General features: G+C 68.5%; 18 protein-coding genes. 8 read left to right on the forward strand and 10 right to left on the reverse strand.

From position 1 onward, the window contains the following. Window positions 1–77: 77 nt before the first annotated feature. The 4 genes from BM198_RS03790 (at window position 78) to BM198_RS03805 (ending at window position 3,001) form a co-directional block, all read left to right on the forward strand. On the forward strand, window positions 78–1,121 hold the full coding sequence (locus tag BM198_RS03790; protein WP_074967894.1) for a hypothetical protein: 1,044 nt from the start codon (window positions 78–80) through the stop codon (window positions 1,119–1,121). Between the two features lie 195 nt (window positions 1,122–1,316). Continuing rightward, window positions 1,317–1,691, forward strand: a complete 375-nt coding sequence (locus BM198_RS03795) for a cupin domain-containing protein (RefSeq protein ID WP_074967896.1) — start codon at window positions 1,317–1,319, stop codon at window positions 1,689–1,691. Window positions 1,692–1,842: 151 nt separating this feature from the next. Then, window positions 1,843–2,238 carry a GFA family protein gene (locus BM198_RS03800; RefSeq protein WP_074967898.1) on the forward strand — a complete coding sequence of 132 codons (396 nt, stop codon included), beginning with the start codon at window positions 1,843–1,845 and terminating at the stop codon, window positions 2,236–2,238. Between the two features lie 52 nt (window positions 2,239–2,290). Further along, window positions 2,291–3,001, forward strand: a complete 711-nt coding sequence (locus BM198_RS03805) for a hypothetical protein (RefSeq protein WP_074967900.1) — start codon at window positions 2,291–2,293, stop codon at window positions 2,999–3,001. Window positions 3,002–3,277: 276 nt separating this feature from the next. Here the strand turns inward: BM198_RS03805 and BM198_RS03810 are convergent, their stop codons facing one another. The 4 genes from BM198_RS03810 to BM198_RS03825 form a co-directional block, all read right to left on the reverse strand. Then, entirely contained in the window at window positions 3,278–3,778 is a 501-nt protein-coding gene (locus BM198_RS03810; protein ID WP_044407080.1) for a BRO family protein, read from the reverse strand. Window positions 3,779–4,152: 374 nt separating this feature from the next. Beyond that, the gene (locus tag BM198_RS03815) at window positions 4,153–4,557 is read right to left on the reverse strand and encodes a DUF6896 domain-containing protein (protein WP_074967903.1); all 405 of its coding nucleotides are present in this window, start codon (window positions 4,555–4,557) and stop codon (window positions 4,153–4,155) included. Window positions 4,558–4,666: 109 nt separating this feature from the next. Continuing rightward, a complete protein-coding gene (locus BM198_RS03820; RefSeq protein ID WP_074967907.1) occupies window positions 4,667–5,827 on the reverse strand; it encodes a catalase family protein in 1,161 nt (386 codons plus the stop codon). Between the two features lie 81 nt (window positions 5,828–5,908). Continuing rightward, a complete protein-coding gene (locus tag BM198_RS03825; RefSeq protein ID WP_074967909.1) occupies window positions 5,909–7,783 on the reverse strand; it encodes a di-heme-cytochrome C peroxidase in 1,875 nt (624 codons plus the stop codon). Window positions 7,784–8,039: 256 nt separating this feature from the next. Here BM198_RS03825 and BM198_RS03830 point away from each other — a divergent pair, with 256 nt between their 5' ends. After that, window positions 8,040–9,323, forward strand: coding sequence for a sigma-54-dependent transcriptional regulator (locus BM198_RS03830; protein WP_074967911.1), 1,284 nt, complete (start codon window positions 8,040–8,042; stop codon window positions 9,321–9,323). A gap of 6 nt (window positions 9,324–9,329) precedes the next feature. On the opposite strand, the gene BM198_RS03835 is transcribed toward BM198_RS03830, so the two are convergent. Next, a complete protein-coding gene (locus tag BM198_RS03835; RefSeq protein ID WP_074967913.1) occupies window positions 9,330–10,217 on the reverse strand; it encodes a pseudouridine synthase in 888 nt (295 codons plus the stop codon). A gap of 285 nt (window positions 10,218–10,502) precedes the next feature. Between BM198_RS03835 and BM198_RS03840 the strand changes: the two genes are divergently transcribed. Further along, window positions 10,503–10,847 carry an I78 family peptidase inhibitor gene (locus tag BM198_RS03840; protein ID WP_044407066.1) on the forward strand — a complete coding sequence of 115 codons (345 nt, stop codon included), beginning with the start codon at window positions 10,503–10,505 and terminating at the stop codon, window positions 10,845–10,847. Window positions 10,848–10,875: 28 nt separating this feature from the next. Here BM198_RS03840 and BM198_RS03845 read toward each other — a convergent pair whose 3' ends face one another. After that, window positions 10,876–11,721: an EamA family transporter gene (locus BM198_RS03845; RefSeq protein ID WP_044407063.1), complete on the reverse strand. Its 846-nt coding sequence runs from the start codon at window positions 11,719–11,721 to the stop codon at window positions 10,876–10,878. A gap of 344 nt (window positions 11,722–12,065) precedes the next feature. After that, complete coding sequence (locus BM198_RS03850; RefSeq protein ID WP_074967915.1) at window positions 12,066–13,052, reverse strand: cyclase family protein; 987 nt, start codon at window positions 13,050–13,052, stop codon at window positions 12,066–12,068. A 100-nt stretch (window positions 13,053–13,152) separates the two neighbouring features. On the opposite strand from BM198_RS03850, the gene BM198_RS03855 reads away from it, so the two are divergent. Then, window positions 13,153–14,043 (forward strand): LysR family transcriptional regulator, encoded by an 891-nt coding sequence (locus tag BM198_RS03855; RefSeq protein ID WP_074967917.1) that lies wholly within the window; start codon window positions 13,153–13,155, stop codon window positions 14,041–14,043. A gap of 495 nt (window positions 14,044–14,538) precedes the next feature. Here BM198_RS03855 and BM198_RS03860 read toward each other — a convergent pair whose 3' ends face one another. Both BM198_RS03860 and BM198_RS03865 read right to left on the reverse strand, forming a co-directional pair. Then, complete coding sequence (locus BM198_RS03860) at window positions 14,539–14,910, reverse strand: YidH family protein (protein WP_074967919.1); 372 nt, start codon at window positions 14,908–14,910, stop codon at window positions 14,539–14,541. A gap of 70 nt (window positions 14,911–14,980) precedes the next feature. Beyond that, entirely contained in the window at window positions 14,981–16,408 is a 1,428-nt protein-coding gene (locus BM198_RS03865) for a mechanosensitive ion channel family protein (RefSeq protein WP_044407098.1), read from the reverse strand. Between the two features lie 136 nt (window positions 16,409–16,544). Between BM198_RS03865 and mltA the strand changes: the two genes are divergently transcribed. Continuing rightward, window positions 16,545–17,690 carry a murein transglycosylase A gene (gene mltA / locus BM198_RS03870; RefSeq protein WP_244165666.1) on the forward strand — a complete coding sequence of 382 codons (1,146 nt, stop codon included), beginning with the start codon at window positions 16,545–16,547 and terminating at the stop codon, window positions 17,688–17,690. 54 nt (window positions 17,691–17,744) lie between these two features. On the opposite strand, the gene fahA is transcribed toward mltA, so the two are convergent. After that, the gene (gene fahA / locus BM198_RS03875; RefSeq protein ID WP_074967921.1) at window positions 17,745–19,040 is read right to left on the reverse strand and encodes a fumarylacetoacetase; all 1,296 of its coding nucleotides are present in this window, start codon (window positions 19,038–19,040) and stop codon (window positions 17,745–17,747) included. Between the last annotated feature and the right edge of the window lie 3 nt (window positions 19,041–19,043).

The following is a 19,043-nucleotide window of genomic DNA, read 5'->3' on the forward strand; positions in this document are numbered from 1 at the left end:
GCTAGCTCATCTGCACTATTTCGCCCCGCCCCCGGTCGACGCAACATGCCCGGTCCGCCCCCATCAAGGAACGATGCATGAGACTGCCTCGCCTGCTCTCCGCCCTGCCGGCCGCCGTGCTGCTCGCCCTGTCCCTTTCCGGCTGCGTGCCCGAGCCCTACGTCGGCAGCCCCGGCACCATGGATGACCCGCGCTACGCGCAACTGCTGGACGAGATCGACGCCGCCCTCAAGGCCAACAAGGCCGTGGTGCTGGTGGCCGACGTGAACCCCCACAAGACCCTGAACGACGGGTTGGACATGACCCAATGGACGCCCACGGTGATCTGGCAGAACGAGCAGGACCCGACGATCACCTTCGGCCGCAGGTTCCAGACCAACGAACTGCAGCGGGATCGCAGCGCCACCTACCTGTTCAAGGCCTTCGAAGTGCACATCCTGCCGCCCGGCAAGTACCTGCTCACCGGCGGTGACGACTACCAGATCCGTGGCGTGCTCGACGAAATCGGCGCCCGCAGCGGCCCACCCGGCTCCGGCAGCGGCCCCAACGGCACCGCGTACCTGTCCACCGAGCTGTACCGCGAGTACTACCGCGAAGACGTGTGGAAGGACGCCACCTACGGCACCGAAACCAGGAGCCAGGCCGTCTGCACCGCCGTGCACATGGCCTCAGGCGCCTGTGTCGCCTGGGGCGAACAGCAATACAGCGAGACCACCCAGCGCTCGGGGGCCGGCTACTACCAGCAGACCGACTCCCGCGACGTCCCCTCCATCAAGGTCCAGTCGCGCCTGCCAGCCGACAAGGCCCTCGCCAGCTTCACCGTCCAGGGCGGTCAACTGCTGCTGGCCCCACGCATGCACCTGCGCACCCCGGGCTACCGATACCAGGCGTCCAAATGCCGGGCCACCGCCCCGGAAAAGGTCGAATGCCCGCTGGAGAACCTCACCGTCTACACCTGGCCCGCACCCATGGACTTCACCACCTCCCTCATCGCCCAGCGCATCCTCAGTGACAGGCACCAGGCGCTGCTGTCGCGGATCCAGCCCTTGCAGATCACCCCGCTGCGCCAGCAGGGCAAGCAGGACCCCATCTGGGGGGTACCGCTGTCGCTGACCCCGTAGGCACGGCGGGCGCAACGCGAGCGGCTCCTGTAGTCGCTCGCGGGCTCCAGGCGGGCGAGGGGCCTGGTTGCCCCATAGCCGCTCCGAAAGCGCACGGGTGACCGAGCCTCCTGCGACAAAGCCGCAGGATCGTACAAGCGCATCGCAGCGGCCCTCGCTACCCTCGCAGTTCACCCATCAGCCAGGAGCCGCGTCGTGCACCAGCCGACCCACCCGAGCATCAACCTGCAGCACAAGCTCTCCCTGTTCAGCGAACAGTGGACCCCGAAAGTCATCGCCGAAATGAACGACTACCAGTTCAAGGTCGTGCGCATCGAAGGCGACTTCATCTGGCATTCCCACGCCGACACCGACGAAGCCTTCCTGGTGATCGAAGGCCAGTTGCGCATCGACCTCCGCGACGGCGCCGTCCTGCTCGGCCCCGGTGAGCTGTACGTCGTGCCCAAGGGCGTCGAACACAAGCCCTATGCCGAACGCGAAGTGAAGATGCTGCTCATCGAACCCCGTGGCGTAATCAACACCGGCGAAGAAGGCGGTGAACGCACCGCCCAGAACGACGTCTGGATCTGACTGCCTGCCAGCCCGTCCCGGGCTGAAGCCCGGGCTACCCCCACCATCCAGCGCGCGCAAACGCCCCAATACCGGCCGAGGAGAGGCCTTACCGAAGCGAAGCGGCACGCCTACACTCCAAGCCCAATTCCACGCGGCAAGGAGGCCCGGCATGGGCGACCTCACCTTCACCGGCGGCTGCCTCTGCGGTGCCATCCGTTTCAGCGCGCGCCTTCCCGAGCACGATGTAAGCGTGCACACCTGCTCTTGCCTCACCTGCCAGCGTCATTCCGGCAGCCTCACCCTGTGCTGGCTGGAACTGCCCAAGGCCGCCATCACCTGGACCGGCCCCGACGGCGAGCCCGCCCGCTACCGCTCCTCCGCCCAGTCTTCCCGTGCGTTCTGCCGGCACTGCGGCAGCACCCTCGGCGCCCTGGACGACGGCGACACCCTCGGCCTGCTGCTCGGCAGCCTCGACGACAACCACCACCCCGCGCTTGCACCGACCGCTCACGCCTTCGTCGACCGCCGGCCAGCCTGGTGGCACCTGTCGGCCAGCGACGCCTGAGGCTCAAAGGCAAGGCTCACCCCACCCACATACTGCGAAGGATTTCCAGCCCATGCAGAGATACAACAAGGAATTTCGGGATGACGTGCTCGGCTTCCTGCTGCGCTACCCCCTGCAGATCGGTACCAAGGGTGAGTGGGGTACGGACATGTTTCTGTTGCGGCTTGATGAACACAAGGTGGCCGAATTTGATATCCGCGCTGGCAGTTCAGGTGTCGAACTGGTGCGTCATCTAAAGCAAGGTACTGAGCCCCAGTCGGGGGCTGAAGCACCTTTGAGGGGGTATTGGGTGGACTACGCCCCTGGTGCTGTTGCGGTCACCAGCATCGCTGAGCGAAGGGCCGACTTCGTCTTCACTTCGATGCTCACAGGGTGCTACATCGCGGTTGGCGCACAACAGGTCGCTCATGTCGCAGCTGATCTGAAGAATGGCAACGGCCTATTCGCAAAGCGCGCTGCATCGGTCGTCAAACTGGACAGTTCCATCGAGGTGGGTTTCGACTCCAGGCTGTCGCTGGATTGGGATGCGGAGAACAACCAATACAAGCAGGATTACCTCGAATACACCTTCGTTGGTGCATTCGTGGGGGGGGGTCTGGAGGTGGTACGTCCAGTGCCATACGCGCTTCGGATTCGGAAATGTGAAGCTCTGCAATATCCACTCCGACAGGCCTGCTCCGGCCATGCAATTGGTCGACATGCACTTCGGCTGAAACACCTCGCTCACCCAGTGGCAGCGAACCCATTCGCGATGCGCTCTTAGCCCGGGCTTCAGCCCGGGAGCGAACCTGCACGCACCAACGTCCCACAGCCCCCACACACGGCATGGCACCCGTAGGATGCGGTGAGCTCAGCGAACCGCATCAACCCCAAGCCGCGCCGACCGTCCCACCGCCATGCCCAGCTCACACCAAACGGTGGACCGATAAAGCGCGGTCCACCCTACGCCCCGCCCACCCGCGTCACCCCGCAAAACCGCCCGCACCCATCCCACCACCCCAAATGAAAACGGGCCCCGAAGGGCCCGTCTGTCAGCGATCTACCAGGGCGCTTGCCGCCAACTGGCGTCGGTGCGCAATGCCGGCTCGTCGAGGCTGGCGAGGAAGACCGGCAGGTCCTGCCGGTTGATCCAGACATCCCCCTGCCAGCTCAACACGTTGATCGGCTGGTTGGCCCAGCACATGTAGGCCCGGCGGGGCGCCGCCTCTGCATCCCGATGGCGGTCGTGCAGCGTCGGCACCACCTGCTCGCTCAGCCACTGGCTGATGGCCCGGTGCTCCGGGTGATGGAAGCGGTACAGCGCCTGGTAGGCCCCGGCATCGCTGATCACCTCCACCTCCTCGCGGGCGCCGGACTGGTGCAGCAGGAACAGCGCCCGCCGGTGGTGAGGGTCCACCCGCTGGGGCAGGCGATAGGGGCGCAGCGCACCGATCAGCCGCGCGAAATCCTCGGCGACGAACCAGGGGCGGTTATCGACCATCACGGCACGGAGTTGGTAGGCGTAGCGCAGAAAAACAACGGGGGTATATGCGTCTTGCATGGTGAAGCTCCTATCGGTTGGTTCAGGAGCTGCCACTATTCGCTGTCAAACGAAGGGTGGCAGACCGCGCGGGGTTGACAGACCGGCGATAGGACCCGGCAGACCCGAGGGTCTCCCCACGCGATCTGCCATAGAGCAATGCAGTTAAAACTGCATGCGTGCACGTACCTGCAAAAAACGTTCGCCGTTTCTCGCATGCACCATGCGGCGCAATCGCGCCTATCAGAGCGGGCTGTCAAACCCGGTCGCGGGATTTACCGCGACCGGCGAAGGATAGGGAGGTGGGGCGGGGAGGGCAAGCACGCAGAGGATTCAAGGGGGGCGTGTAGGGTGGGCTTCAGCCCACCGTCTTGAAGTCCGCGTCGTACCAAGGGTCAGGAGCGTTTCAGGTAATAGAGGATGTACCCCGAGTACACCAATTCACCGCGCTCCACTGCCGCCTTGAAGCAGGCGATCAAGGCGCTTTCATCGTCGAATCCGTAATCCCGAAGCCGTGAGCCAGCAAAGCCCGCCAGACGCCACGCTTCTACACCGTCGATTTCACCGTTGTCGCCAAAATCGAAATCCACGGCGATTCCGGATGACAGCCGAGCCGCGCAGCCATACCCGTGTTTGAAGTAGGGGATGCCACCGGCCAGTTCGCCCCGTTGCTCCATGTCGTTGCCGGCCCAGTCGTCATTGGAGGCTGGCAGCTGAAGGCCAGAGCGTTGCATCGCGTCGATCACTTCACGAACGGCGGCCTGGTAGTCGGCGATCAAGCGGGCAAGTCGAGTGTCCATGGGCTTCCGAGGCAGGAATGAAGGCGGGGCGGGAGTCTACCAATCAGTTACCAACCCGTGTGGCGCTGACTGGCTGACTCCCATGGTTCAGCCAGTCGTTGCCCTGTTCCTACGGCTTCACTCCGTCCCCGTCCTTTGCAACCCCATTCCTTTCATGCCGATACGCACTCACCGCCTCATACACCGCTTTACGCAGGCGGTTGATGCCGCCGATGGGGCGGTGCTCGGGGAGGGCGTGCCAGGGGTTGAAGGAGAGGTTGTCGCAGAATTCGTTCTGCTCGCGGCTATCGAAGTCCTGGGCGGGGACCTTGATGGTCGCGACGGTCTGGAAGGGGGAGATCTTCTCGCTCCATTCCACGCTGGTGTCCTCGATGGGCATGTAGTGCTGCGGGTTCTGCACCTGCACCTGGAGGGCGAAGCAGGCCGGTACGCGGTCGAGGGAGAGGCGCTGGTACAGGGCGTTGCGCAGGAAGTTGGGCAGGTCGGTGTTCTGCTTGGGCAGGGTGTATTCGGGGCAGGCCTGCGGGTCGGGGATGACGCGGTACTTGATGTTGGCCTGGCCCAGCTTGTACGGGGAGACGGAGCTGTAGACGGTGTCGGTGGGGCTGTCCGGGGCCGGGGCGAGGGTCTGCAGGGCGATCAGCATGTGGCGGATCTCCCAGGTGCGCGGGTCGAGGCTGGGGAAGAAGGCGCCGACCTTCTGGCCGTTGGCCTGGGCTTCGAAGTTGCTGCGGTACTCGGCCACATCGCGGATGAAGAACACCGGGTGGTTGAACATGACGAAGTCCTGCTCGTTGGCGTGGGCCGGGCTGGGCATGAGCTTCTGGCCGGGCACGTCGAGCAGCTTGATGGCCATGCCGCGTGCGTCGCGGGTGCTGTCGAACTGCGGGTAGGCGTTGCCGTTGGAGAGGCGCATCCAGGCCTGCCAGGTCTTGCCCGGTTCGGCGAGCACGCCGGCGCGCAGGTCGGCGGCCAGGTCGGGCACCACGGTGACCTCGGCCTTCACGCAGCCGTGGGCCTTGGCGTGGGCGTCCCGCAGGACGCGGGTGTTGTCGCGGTGCTGCTCCACCACGCGCATGGCGTCTTCGATGATGGCGCGGGCATCGGCCGCTTCGGTGGGCGGGATCTGCTCCTCGGTGGAGACGGGGCCGGAAAACTTCCAGCTGTAGTAGAGGCTGCCGATGCCCCAGCCGATGAGGCCGACGGCGGCGGTGATGAAGAGGAGCCTGCCGAGCAGGCGTCCGAGCCAGAGCCATAAACGTTTGAGCATGAGCGCTTGGTCCTTGTTGTTGGCTTGCCCGCAGGCGGGTGGTTCTGGGTGGGCGCAGGCCCGCCGGTGGCGGGCCCTGGCTCAGCCCTGGCAGTTCGGCCCGGGCGTCCAGGGGCGCACGGGCTCCGGGGTGAGCTGCGATTCGAGGCGTTCGTTGCCCAGCACCTTGAGGTATTCGATCAGCGCCAGGCGTTCGTCCGGCGAGAGGGCGCGGCCGATCACGCCGTTGCCCCGGCAGCCGTCGCGGAATTCGTGGCCGCTGTTGTGGTTGCCGGTGATGCGGGTGTCGAAGAGGAAACCGCCGGGGAAGGCTTCGGTGCGGAAGCCGGCGAACTGCGGGTCGTACTCGAAGTTGCCGACGTAGAAGGTGGTGGCGCGCTCGTACACCGGGGAGAGCAGCTGGAAGATCGTCGGCACCGAGCCGTTGTGCAGGAAGGGTGGGGTGGCCCAGATGCCGTCCAGCGGGCGGGCCTTGTAGGCGCGCAGTTCACGCACGCCGATGGGCAGGCCGTAGCCGTCCATCTGCTTGCGCTCTTCGCCGCTGATGCCGGCCTGTTCGTAGGCGCGGTTCTCGACGTAGGCGGTGAGGTAGGCCAGGCCCTTGGCGCTGGAGATCTTGGCGAAGTCGATGTCCTTGAGGTCGGCGCCGAACAGGCGCACGTCGAGCTGGGCGAGCTGCTCCTTGGTCCAGCCGAGCTTGGTCACGTCGAAGCGGTGGTCGGCGATGTTGTCGGCGGTGGTGGGGTCGGTGCCGATCTCCTGGGTGCTGATCATGCGCATCTTCCACTCCGGGTCACGGGCGGGGGCCAGGCGCTTGTCTTCCGGCTGCGGGTTGGGGGCGTGGCAGTAGGCGCAGTTCTCGGCGAACAGGGCGCGGCCCTTGCTGGCGCGGGGCAGGTCGATCTTGCCGAGCACCTCTTCCGGCCAGGTCGGCGGTTTGAGGCGCTTGAGGGTCTCTTCCAGGGTGTACAGGTCACGCACGCGGGTGCTGGAGCTGTAGCGCTGGTCGAGGGGCACGGGCTGGCCGTTCTCCTCGTGCAGGGTGAGGCTGGCGCCCACGCCGAGGGATTCGCCGATGTTGCGCGCCATGGGCTGCATGGCGGAGCCGTTCCACTGCACCCAGTCGAACTTCCAGATGTCCCACACCTGCGGGTAGCTCACCGGGGCGTTGGCGATGCGGTAGTTGGACGGGTCGATGGCGTCGCCGAACACGCTGTTGGCGATGCGGCCGAAGGCGTCGGTGCGGCCGAAGCCTTCCTGGGTGGGGTAGAGGCCGCGGTGGGTGTCGTTCCAGGCGGTGCCCAGCAGGCGGTCGAGCACATCCTTGAAGTCGCGGCGCAGTTCGTCCTTGCCCTTGGGGTACTCCTCGCCGAGCACGGTCTTGGCGAAGCGGTTGAACTTGAGCGGGTTGTAGTAGGTGAAGGCCATGCTCATGCCCAGCGCCTGGCCGAAGCCGCCGCCCTTGAGGGTGGGCACGGTGGAGGCGAGGGAGTGCAGGGCGGCACCGCCGTCGATGCGGATGGCCTGGCCTTTGTAGTGCAGCTCGCCGGTGTGGCAGGCGGAGCAGGTGATGTCCAGGTACTGCTGGCCGGTGTCGTTGTCTTCGTGCCGGGCGAAGCCCACGGGCAGGTTGCCGGGGTTCAGTTCGGTGGGCTGCTGTTGCGGGTCGACGAGGAAGCCGAAGCGGGCGAGGTAATCGGGGCGGGCGAACTTCTCGCTGGAGAAGGGCAGCTCCAGCGCGGTGAACCAGTCGTAGCGCAGGCCCTTAACCGTGGTGCCCTGGGGCGTGTAGTAGTAGGTCTGGCGGGATTGCGCGTCCCATTGGTCGAGGTAGTTGACCTTCTCCGGCGCCTGGTAGGCGGGGAGGTTGGGGTTGGCGATGTAATAGAGGACGACGGCGAGCCCCGCGAGCAGGAGCAGAACCAACAGGATCAGTGCACGGCGGAGAATGCGCATTCGATACTTCCTTGTACGCTTGTTGGAATTTCGTACGTTATGCCAATCAATTCCTAGGTTGGCAAGGTGCTATTACGTTCGTTTGTAAGGCCTATTTCCTGCGGGTATTCACGGCTCTTTCCTTCATAGCTTTTCGCGATAGCAGTTATGGAGAAGGGTTCCATGACGCGTCAAAGTTCTTGCTAGCGTTACGGATAGACGCGCCAACACGTTGTTTTTATTGAATAATTCAAAAAATTGGCGCCAAGGACGGGATATGTTGGAAAACATCACCCAGACCCCGAAACGCCTTCTCCTGATCGACCCCTGCGACGAGTGCCAACGGCTGATGCCCAGGCTCCAGGCCAGCGGCTGGACGGTGGAAAGCCGGGAGCTGCGCCAAGGCTCCGAGCCGGGCTGCGACGTGGGCCTGGTGCGCCTGCGCCGCGAGCACCTGGACCACCCGGAGCGCATCCGGGCGCTCATCAGCCGCAGCGGCACCGAGTGGATCGGCCTGCTCGGGCCGGACATGGCCCGCCAGGAACAGGCCGAGGACTTCGCCGGGGAGTGGTTCTTCGACACCCTGCCGATGCCGGTGGATGCCGGCCGCTTGCAGGGCCTGCTGGGGCGGGCGTTCGGCATAGCGCGGCTGCGTGGGCAGGTGGGGCGCCCGCGCGGCGAGCCGGAGCTGGTGGGTCAGAGCCGGCCCCTGCGGGAGCTGCGCAAGCAACTGGCGCGACTCGCCGGGCAGGAGCGCCCGGTGCTGGTGCTGGGGGAAAGCGGCACCGGCAAGGAGCTGGTGGCGCGCACGCTGCACCGCACCTCGCGGCGGGCCGAGGCGCCGTTCGTGGCCTTCAGTTGCGGGGTGCGCGGCGAGCCGGAGGAGGAGCGCGCGCTGCTGGGGGAGGGCGGCGCGGTGGAGGCGGCCAACGGCGGCTGCCTGTTCCTCGACTCGGTGGCGGAGCTACCGCTGCTGACCCAGCAACGCCTGCTGCTGGCCCTGCGCAGCCATCGCCTGCGCCGGGCAGGCGGTTGGCTGAGCCTGGATGTGCGCCTGCTGGCGGCGACCGACCGGGACCTGGAGCTGCTGGCCGAACAGGGCCGCTTCCTGCCGGAGCTGTACCAGTGGCTGTCCAGCCACACGGTGCGGCTGACCCCGCTGCGCCGCCGCCAGGGGGACATCGCCCTGCTGGCCGAGCACTTCCTGGCGCAGTACGCCATGGCCACCCACGGCCGCCCCCGGCACTTCAGCGAGGAGGCGCTCACCGCGCTGGTGCGCCACCACTGGCCGGGCAATGTGCGTGAGCTGGCCGGGCGGGTGCGCCGGGGCTATGCATTGGCGGAGGGCGTGCAGGTGGAGGCGGCGGACCTGGGGCTGCACAGCGCGCCGGCCGATGGCGGGGTGATCGGCACGCTGGAAGACTACAAGCGCCGCGCGGAGTACCAGGCGCTGTGCGATGCCCTGGCGCGCTACGGCAACAACCTGAGCCTGGCGGCGCGGGTGCTGGGCATCTCCCGCCCGACCTTTTATCGGCTGCTGCACAAGCACCAGTTGCTGTAGGGCACTTCAGTCCAGCGGCAGCAGCTGCAACTCGCTCTCGAACTGCAGGTCGCGGCCGCTCAGCGGGTCGCGGAAGGCCAGGGCGCGGGCCAGCAGTTGCAGGGGGCGGGCGTGGTCGTCGTGCTGGTCACGGGCGTCCAGCAACTCGGGGTAGAACAGGTCATGGAGGATGCCGGCGCCCAGCCCGGCCATCTGTACCCGCAACTGGTGCTTGCGCCCGGTGACCGGGTAGAGCGCATAGCGCCAGTGCCGGCTGCCGCGTTCGATCACCTCCAGGCGGGTTTCGCTGTTGGGCGGCCCATCCGTTTCGCACATGCGGAAGAACGGCTCGCCCGGCTCCAGGCGCGTGCGCCGCACCAGGGGGAAGTCCAGCTGCGGCAGGGGCGCGGCCACGGCTTCGTAGCGCTTGTGCACCTCGCGTTCGCGGAACAGCGCCTGGTAGTCGCCCCGCGTGCTCGGCTCGCAGGAGAACAGCACCAGCCCGGCGGTGTGCCGGTCGATGCGGTGGATGGGCACCAGGTGCGGGTTGCCCAGGCGCTTGGTGAGGCGCGCCTGGAGCGTCTGCTCGACGTATTCCCCGGCTGGCATCACCGGCAGGAAGTGCGGCTTGTCGGCCACCACCAGGTGATCGTCCTGGTAGAGCACGCGCTCCTCGAAGGGGATGTCGCGCTCTTGGGGCACCTCGCGGAAGTAGCGCACCAGCTCGCCGGCCCGGTACGGCGTATCGGCATCCAGCGCGTAGCCGTCGGCATCGGTTACCCGGCCCCGGGCCAGGCGGTCCAGCCAGGTGGCGCGGTCGATGGCGGGGAAGCGCGCGCACAGCCCGTCCAGCAGCGTCGACCAGGGGCCGGGCGGCAGGCGCAGGGTGCTGGGGCGTACGTTGGGGCTGGGCATGGCCGTCTCGGGGCGTCGGGGCGGGCGCGCATTAGGCCGCAGCCGCCGGCGCCGGTCAAACCCGGCGGACGGGCGCCGGGCGTGGGCTGCAGGACGCGCCGGCCGTGGGCCGGGTGTGATGGGCTGCGGTATTTCGCCCAAGGGGCTCCCGGCAGGGCGCCGGGCTCAGGCTACAATGCCCGACCCGCCGGGGAACGGCGGCCGTCGCAGCAGGTCGGATGCTCGCGCTCGGCGCCCGTCCCGGCCACCCGGATTCGGCTTTGCCTTCAACAAGAGGAACGCAGTATGTCTCGCACTTCCATCACCCTCGGCCTGGCCCTGGCGGCGGCCCTGCTGGCCGGTTGCAGCTCCACCAGCGCCCCGACCGACAAACCTGCCGAGACCAAGGCCGCTCCGGCCACCACCCAGGCGGACCCGACCACCGACGGCCGCTGCTCCTCGGCCCCGGCCCGCGCTCTGATCGGCCAGGCCGCCACCCCGGAGCGCGTCGAAGAAGCCCGCCGTGCCGCCGGCGCCGCCGACGTTCGCGTGCTGAAGCCGGGCAGCGTGATGACCCTGGAATACAACTCCCGTCGCCTGAACCTGGACACCGACGACGCCAACCTGATCAAGGGCGTCAGCTGCGGCTGACCCCGGGCGGCCCTGCACTGCGGGGCCGCTACCCCAGCTTCATCACCACCACGCCCATCGCGATCACCCCGCACGCCAGCAGCCGCACCGGCGGCATCGGCTCCTTGAGGAACACCCGCCCGATCAGCAGGGCGAACACCACGCTGGTTTCCCGCAAGGCCGAGACCATCGCCACCGGCGCCAGGGTCATTGCCCAGATGACGATGCCGTAGGCCAGCAGCGACATCGCCCCGCCCGCCAACCCGCTGCGCCAGTATGGCCCCAGCTGCCGCAACACCCCCGGCCCGCGCTGCACCACGATGGCCACCGCCATCACCGCCCCGTTCACCGCGAACAGCCACACCGCGTAGGACAGCGCATCGCCATTGCTGCGCGCGCCCTGGGCATCGGCCAGGGTGTAGCCGGCGATGAAGGCGGCGGTCAGCAGCGAGCAGGTCAGCATGCCCCGGCTCAACCCCACGCCGGTGCGCCCACCGCGCCAGGCCATCAGCCAGATGCCCGCCACCAGGGTCAGCAGCCCGGCCAGCTCCGGCAGGCCGAGGCCATCGTTGAGGAACAGCAGCGAGAGCAGCGCCACCAGCAACGGCGAACTGCCCCGGGAGATGGGGTACACCTGGCCAAGGTCGCCGTATTGGTAGGCGCGGGCGAGGAAGTTGTTGTAGCCGATATGCAGCAACGCCGAGAGCGCGATCCACGGCCACGCCGCCGCCTGGGGCACGGCGACGAAGGGCAGGGCGCAGAGCGAGATCAGCCCGGCGGCGAGCTGGATCAGCGTGGCGGTGAGCAGGCGATCGAGGCCGATCTTCAGCAGCGCGTTCCAGCCCGCATGCAGCGCAGCGGCGGCCATCACCACCAGGAATACCGAGGTGTCCAAGCGCGATCTTCCTTGTACCGACGAAGACGCAGCGCCCACCGGGGGCGCCGCCAGGGAGGCGCGATAGTGACACAGCACCTCAGCCCCTGTGAAACCGCCCCCGGCCTGATAGGCACCCTCCGTAGGATGCGGTGAGCTCAGCGAACCGCATCGCGCCCATGCCCTGCGCTGGCAGCACTCGGAGTGCGGGGCGCTCCCCGTAGCCCGGGCTTCAGCCCGGGAAGTCGGCATCAGGCGGGGCCCCGATGGTGGATGGAAAAAGCGCCATCCACCCTGCCGGAGCGGGCCACGGCGCTCGGCTTGATGGGCACGAACCGCATCACGTCCGTGGCCCGGCACCCCGTCTACTTGATCGGCAGCGCCACCGGGCGGATCGGGGCGGCGTCGGCGCCGCGGAACTTCAGCGAGGCGCCGATGAAGGCGAATTCGTAGACCTTGTCCCGCGACAGGCCTTCCAGGTCCACCAGCTCCATGATCGGCGCGCCCTGCTGGGCCAGCAGGTAGGTGTGCACGGGGATGTAGTTGTCCGGCACCTCGGTGGGGAAGGTCTCGAAGCTGAGGTTGTCCGCCCCCACCACCATGGCGCCGCCGTCCTCGACGAGGAATTTCGCCGCGTCCAGGCTCAGGCCCGGCGGGTTGGTCATGTAGCGCTGGGCGTCCTCGTAGGCGCGCATGCGCCCGGTGCGGATCAGCACCACGTCGCCCTTCTGCAGGCGCACGCCCTGTTTGCTCAATGCCTGCTGCAGGTCCTGGCGGGTGACGCGGTAGCTGTCCGGCAGCAGCTCCACGCCCTTGGCGGCGGGGATGTCGATCAGTACGCCACGGGCGACGATGGGCGGCAGCTTCTCCGCGCCGGTCACGTTCCAGCCGCGGTCGCCCAGGTGGTCGGCGGCGGCGTAGCCGTTCCAGATCTTGCCCTCCAGGCCGAAGTGGTTGAGCGCGTCGATGTGGGTGCCCATGTGGGCGTACATCGACACCGCCGAACCGGTGTAGCTGACGTGGCGGTTCATCGCCTCGCCGACGCCCATCGGGTCGGCCAGCAGGTTGCCGTGGGGCGTGTGGGTCATCCACATCTGGTAGGGCGGGTCGCCCGCCGCCTGCCAGCTGGGCATGCCGATGAAGTACTCCACGGCCAGGTCGTAGGCCTTGCCGCCGCTAAGGCGGCCGAGGATGGCGGCGCGGGACTCGGGGGTGATCAGGTTGAGGCGGCCGATCTCGTCCTTCGGCCCCCAGGGGCTCTTGCCGACTTCCTCAGCGGCGAGGGCGCCCTGGGCCAGGGACAGCAGCAGGGGCAGAGCGGCGAGGCGGGAAAGGGGGCGTGGCAGGTGCATGGCGGTATTCCTTGTGGGTGATGGATGCCGCGATGGTATTTGTCAGCCCTGAAGAGATAATCTCCGTCTCCACTGAAAGACATTCAACCCAAGGGAAAATATGGACCTGCTCGTTGCCATGCGGACCTTCCGCCGCGTCGTCGAACTCGATGGCTTCAGCAAGGCCGCCGTCGACCTGGGCCAGTCCACCGCTGCGGTGAGCAAGCAGGTGCGCCAGCTGGAGGCGCGTCTGGGCAGCCTGTTGCTGCTGCGCACCACCCGGCGCATGAGCCTCACCGACACCGGGCGTGCCTACTTCGCCGAGTGTTGCCGCCTGCTGGACGAGCTGGATGCCCTGGAGAACGCCACCGCCCTGGGCACCGGGGAGGTGAGCGGGCGCCTGCGGGTCAACGCGCCGCTGTCGTTCAGCCTCAAGGTGCTGTCGCCGCTGCTGGTGGAGTTCATGGCGCTGTACCCGCAACTACACGTGGAGCTGACCCTGGACGACCACCTGCTGGACCCGGTCTCCGAAGGCTTCGACGTGTCGCTGCGCATCCGCTCCAGCCTGCCCGACTCCAGCCTCATCGCCCGGCGCCTGGGCGAGGTGGAGCAGGTGATCTGCGCCGCCCCTGGCTACCTCGCGGCGCGGGGCACGCCCCGGCAGGTGGAGGACCTGTGCGGTCACGATTGCCTCGCCTACCGCCTGGCCGACAACCCCGGCGGCTGGCGCCTGGACGGCCCCAAGGGGCGCGGCGTGGAGCTGCGTACCCGGCTTTCGGCGGACAACAGCCTGATGCTCGGCGAGATGCTGGTGGCGGGCCTCGGCATCGGCGCGCTGCCGTCCTTCATCGCCAACCCGCTGCTTGCCAGCGGCCAGTTGCAGCGGGTGCTCCCGCAACAGCAACTGGCCCGGCGCACCATCTACGCCCTGTACGCCAGCAACCGCCACCTGCAGCAGAAGGTGCGGGTGTTCGTCGACTTCCTCGCCGAACGCCTGGCAGGCGAAACGTAGCCCGGGCTTCAGCCCGGGAAATCGGCGTCAGGCGGGGTCTCGATGGTGGATGGAAAGAGCGCCATCCCCCCTACCGGAGCGGGCCACGGCCCCCGGCCTGATGGCACGCCCCGTAGGATGCGGTGAGCTCGGCGAACCGCATCGCGCCCATGCCATGCGCTGGCACACATATCGCCTCGAAGCGTGGCGGGGCGCTCCTCGTAGCCCGGGCTTCAGCCCGGGATATCGGCGTCAGGCGGGGCCCCGATGGTGGATGGAAAAAGCGCCATCCCCCCCTACCGGAGCGGGCCACGGCGCTCTGCCTGATGGGCACCCTCCGTGGGATGCGGTGAGCTCGGCGAACCGCATCGCGCCCATGCGATGCGCTGGCACGCATGTCGCCTCGGAGCGTGGCGGGGCGCTCCTCGTAGCCCGGGCTTCAGCCCGGGAAATCGGCGTTAGACAGGGCCTCGATGTACCGGTGCAGGCGCCACGGCGCGATGCGGTGGTGTGCCGTCAGGCGTGGCCGAGCAGGAGGAAGACGCCGAGGGCGAGCCCCAGCAGGGCGATGCCGAAGTTGATCAGCGGGCCGGAGTTGACGCTGTAGCCCTCGGGGATCTCGATGGGCCTGAGGGTGCGCAGCACCTTGCGGTACTGCAGCGAGGACCAGCAGGCGCACCAGGCGCCGAGCAGCAGCAGGGCCAGGCCGACCCAGTAGGACGCGCGGTTCTGCAGGCTTTGGGCGTGCTCGGGCTGCAGCAGGTGCAGCAGCAGGCCGGTGCGCTCGATGGCGAAACCGAAGGCCATCAACGCGAGGCTGGTGCGGTTCCAGGCGAGCAGGGTGCGCTCGGCGGCGAAGAAGACGCGGGGGTCGTTGAGGTCGGACATCGTCACTCCAGGGCAAGACGGGACCGGGCAAGCCTGCCATGTCCGGGCCGCTACGGCGACCCGGCCGGCTTCAGCGCCGGTGCAGCCAGCTGAGGAAACCGCCCTTGCGGATGGCGGTGGGTTTCTCGGTCAGCAGGGACTGGCTGGCCTGGGTGCGGAAGGCCTGCAGCTTGTCGAGCGCGGTGCGCACTTCGCTGCGTTGCGCCAGGCAATCGCGGATCTCCGCTGCGTCGATGCGGTACAGCCGGCAGGAGGTGAGGGCGGTGAAGCGGGCGCTGGAGGGCGCGTCGCCGTTGATGCCTTCCTCGCCCATCACTTCGCCCGGGCCCATGCGCCCGGCCTCCAGCCAGCCGTCGCCGTCGGGCAGGGCGGCGGACACCACGCCGCTGCCGATCACCAGGAGCTGCCCGGCCACGTCGCCGCGCTCCAGCAGCACCTGGCCGGCGGGGTGGTCGCTGACGGTCATCAGCCGGGCCAGGCGCTCCTTCTCCTCGTCGCCCAGGGCGCGGAAGACCTTCACCTCGTCCAGCAGCAGGCGCTCGCGCGAGCGCGGGTGTTCGGCCGCTTCGCCCACCCGCTGCAGGCCGGCGGCCTCCAGGTTGCGGTGGGCCAGGTCGAACAGCAGGTTGCGCACGTCCACCTTGCTGGCGCCGGCGCCGATGAAGCCGCTGATCTCGTACTGGTTGACCTCCACGCCGGCGCTTTTCATCGCCACCTTGGGTGCGGGGGTGGCCAGCAGGTCGCGGCAGCCGCGCAGGGTGCGCTCCAGGGCGTCCAGCACCCGGCGCGGGCGGATGCTGGCGGGCACCTCCAGGGTGATGGCCACGCCATGGATCTCCCGGGGGCGGCTGTTGTTGATGATCTTCGCCTTGGCCGCCAGGGAGTTGGGGATCACGGCGGTGCTGCCCTGGCTGGTGAGCAGGTGGGTGGCGCGCCAGTCGATCTCGATGACCTTGCCTTCGAGGCCGTCGATGGCGATGGAGTCGTCCAGTTGGTAGGGGCGGGTGGTGTTGAGGATGATCCCGGAGAACACATCCGCGAGGGTGCTTTGCAGCGCCAGGCCGACCACGATGGCCATGGCGCCGGAGGTGGCCAGCAGGCCCTTGACCGGCAGTTGCAGCACGTAGGCCGCCGCCGCCACCAGGGCGAGCAGGAAGATCAGCGCGCCGAGCACGTCCTGCAGCAGTCGCCCGGTGTGGCCGCTGCGGCCGATCAGCACCAGGCCCAGCACCACGGTGAGGGTGCGGGCGCCGTACAGCCACCAGAGGATTTCCAGCGCGGTGCCGGCCAGGCCTTCGGCGCTGTCGGCCCCCGGAGGCGGCAGCAGCGGGCTGAGGCCGGCGCTGATCAGCACCCAGCTGTAGAGCAGGAACAGCCCCAGCCGTGCGGCCACGCGCCAGGGACGCGGGCTGGCCGGCAGCAGGCGCCAGGCGAGGATGTCGAGCAGCAACAGGGCGAGGCCGGCGATCAACGGATGGCTGGCGATGAGGGTGGGCATGGAGGTCTCGGGGCGATGGCGGCGGTGCGCCAAGATAGCAAGGGCGCCGGGGGTGACGGCAAGGGGCCAGCGTTTGACGTTGCCGGTGGGCTCCCCCAAGCTGCGCGCTTCTTTTTGCCAGCCAGGAACCCGACGTTTGATCCAGTCCCTTTCCCGCCTGCGCCGCCTGTGGCCCTTCGCCCTGGCTCCCTTCCTGTTGCTCGCCGGCTGCGACGACACCCCGAAACGCGAAGCCCCGGCGCTGCCGCGCTACCAGGGCGTGGCCTGGAGCGACCTGCCGCCGGTGAGCGATGCCGACCTGCTGGCCGGCTTCACTACCTGGCGCTCTGCGTGCGAACGCCTGGCCCGCGACCCGGTGTGGGGCCCGGTGTGTGCCGAGGCCGTGGGTGTCGCGGACGACCCGGCTGCGGTGCGCACCTTCCTGCAGGCGCGCCTGTCGCTCTACAGCCTGCGCTCCGGCGAGGGCGAGCGCGGGCTGATCACCGGCTACTACGAGCCCGTCTACCCGGGCAGCCTGGCCCGTTCCGAGCAGATGACGGTGCCGGTGCTGGGCGTGCCGGACGACCTGATCGTGGTGGCGCTGGAGTCCCAGTACCCCGAGCTGAAGGGCAAGCGCCTGCGCGGCCGCCTGGAGGGGCGTGTGCTCAAGCCCTACGACGATGCCGCCACCCTGCGCGAGAAGCCCGATGCCGGCCCGGTGCTGGCCTGGCTGGGTGACCCGATGGACCTGCAGTTCCTGCAGATCCAGGGTTCCGGGCGCATCCGTCTGGAGGACGGCAGCCAGATCCGCGTCGCCTACGCCGACCAGAACGGCCACCCGTACCGCCCGGTGGGGCGCTGGCTGGTGGAGCAGGGCTACCTGAAGAAGGAGGAGGTGAACATGGGCGCCATCCGCGACTGGGCCCGTGCCAACCCGACGCGGGTGCCGGAGCTGCTGGCGAGCAACCCCAGCTACGTGTTCTTCGTCACCCGCCCGGACAGCCCCGAAGGCCCCCGTGGTTCGTTGAACGTGCCGCTGACCGCCGGCTACAGCGTGGCCATCGACCGCAAGGTGATTCCCCTCGGCAGCCTGATGTGGCTGGAAACCACCCGCCCGGACGGCACCCCGGTCACCCGCCCGGTGGCGGCCCAGGACACCGGCGGTGCCATCGTCGGGGAAGTGCGTGCCGACCTGTTCTGGGGTACGGGGGATGAGGCGGGCGAGCTGGCCGGCCACATGAAGCAGGACGGCCGCCTGTGGCTGCTCTGGCCCAACGGTGTGCCGTTGCCCGAGGTGAAATAGACGCGGCAGGTAGAGTGAGCACCCCATCCCGCGCCAGGCGGGATGGGGCTGGGCTCAGAGGATGCGGCCGCGGCACTCGCCGAAGCCGATGCGGGGCAGGCCCTCGCGTTCGCACCAGGCCTTGAGGATCACTTCGTCGCCTTCCTGCAGGAAGGTGCGCTGCTCGCCGCCGGGCAGGGTCAGCGGCTGCTTGCCGCCGAAGGTGCTCTCCAGCAGGCTGCCGAAGGCATCCGGCTCGGGGCCGGACAGGGTGCCGGAACCGAACAGGTCGCCCGCTTGCAGCTTGCAGCCGCCCACGGCGTGGTGGGCCACCAGCTGCGCCACGGTCCAGTACATGTGCTGGGTGTTGGAGAGGGCCAGGCGCACCGGGTCGATGCCCTGCTCGCGCATGGCGGCGCTCTGCAGCAGCACTTCCAGCTTGATGTCGAAGGCGCCATTGGCCTGGTCGGCCGCGTCCAGCAGGTAGGGCAGCGGCTGCGGGTCGCCGACCGGGCGGGCCGGTTGCGGGGTGCGGAAGGGCTCCAGCGCCTCGGCGGTCACCACCCAGGGCGAAACCGTGGTGGCGAAGTTCTTCGCCAGGAAGGGCCCCAGCGGCTGGTATTCCCAGGCTTGCAGGTCCCGGGCGGACCAGTCGTTGAGCAGGCAGAAGCCGGCGATGTGCTCGGCCGCGCGGCCGATCTCGATGGCCTCGCCCATGGCGTTGCCCTGGCCGATCCAGATGCCCAGCTCCAGTTCGTAGTCCAGGCGCTTGCTGGGGCCGAAGCTCGGCACTTCGGCGCCCGGTGGCAGGGTCTGGCCGTTGGGGCGGTGCACCGGGGTGCCGGAGACGCACACGGTGGAGGCGCGGCCGTGGTAGCCGATGGGCACGTACTTGTAGTTGGGCAGCAGCGGGTTGTCCGGGCGGAACAGCCGGCCGACGTTGTTGGCGTGGTGGATGCCGACGTAGAAGTCGGTGTAGTCGCCGATGCGTGCCGGCAGGTGCAACTGGCAGTCGGCGGCCAGCGGCAGCAGCTCGGCGCCGAGGGCCTCCAGTCGGGCCTGGGCGGGGCTGCCTGCGGCGAGCAGTTCCTGCAGCTGGCGGCGCAGGGCGCGGCGGGCGTTGGCGCCGAGGGCGAAGAAGGCGTTGAGGTCTTCGCCGGCGGCGACGCGGGCGGCTTCGGCGGCCTCACCGTCGAACAGGCCGGCCGTGCTGGCGATCTTCAGGTCGAAGATGTGCGCGCCGATGGCGACGCCGCCCCGTGGGGTGCCGCCGGCCGGGCTGAAGATGCCCAGCGGCAGGTTCTGCAGGGGGAAGTCGGGGTGGCCGTTGGCCGATTCGATCCAGCTGGTGCGGGTGTCGTGTGAAGTCATCGA

Origin of the sequence: Metapseudomonas otitidis, assembly GCF_900111835.1 — a bacterium.
GTDB classification, from domain to species: domain Bacteria; phylum Pseudomonadota; class Gammaproteobacteria; order Pseudomonadales; family Pseudomonadaceae; genus Metapseudomonas; species Metapseudomonas otitidis.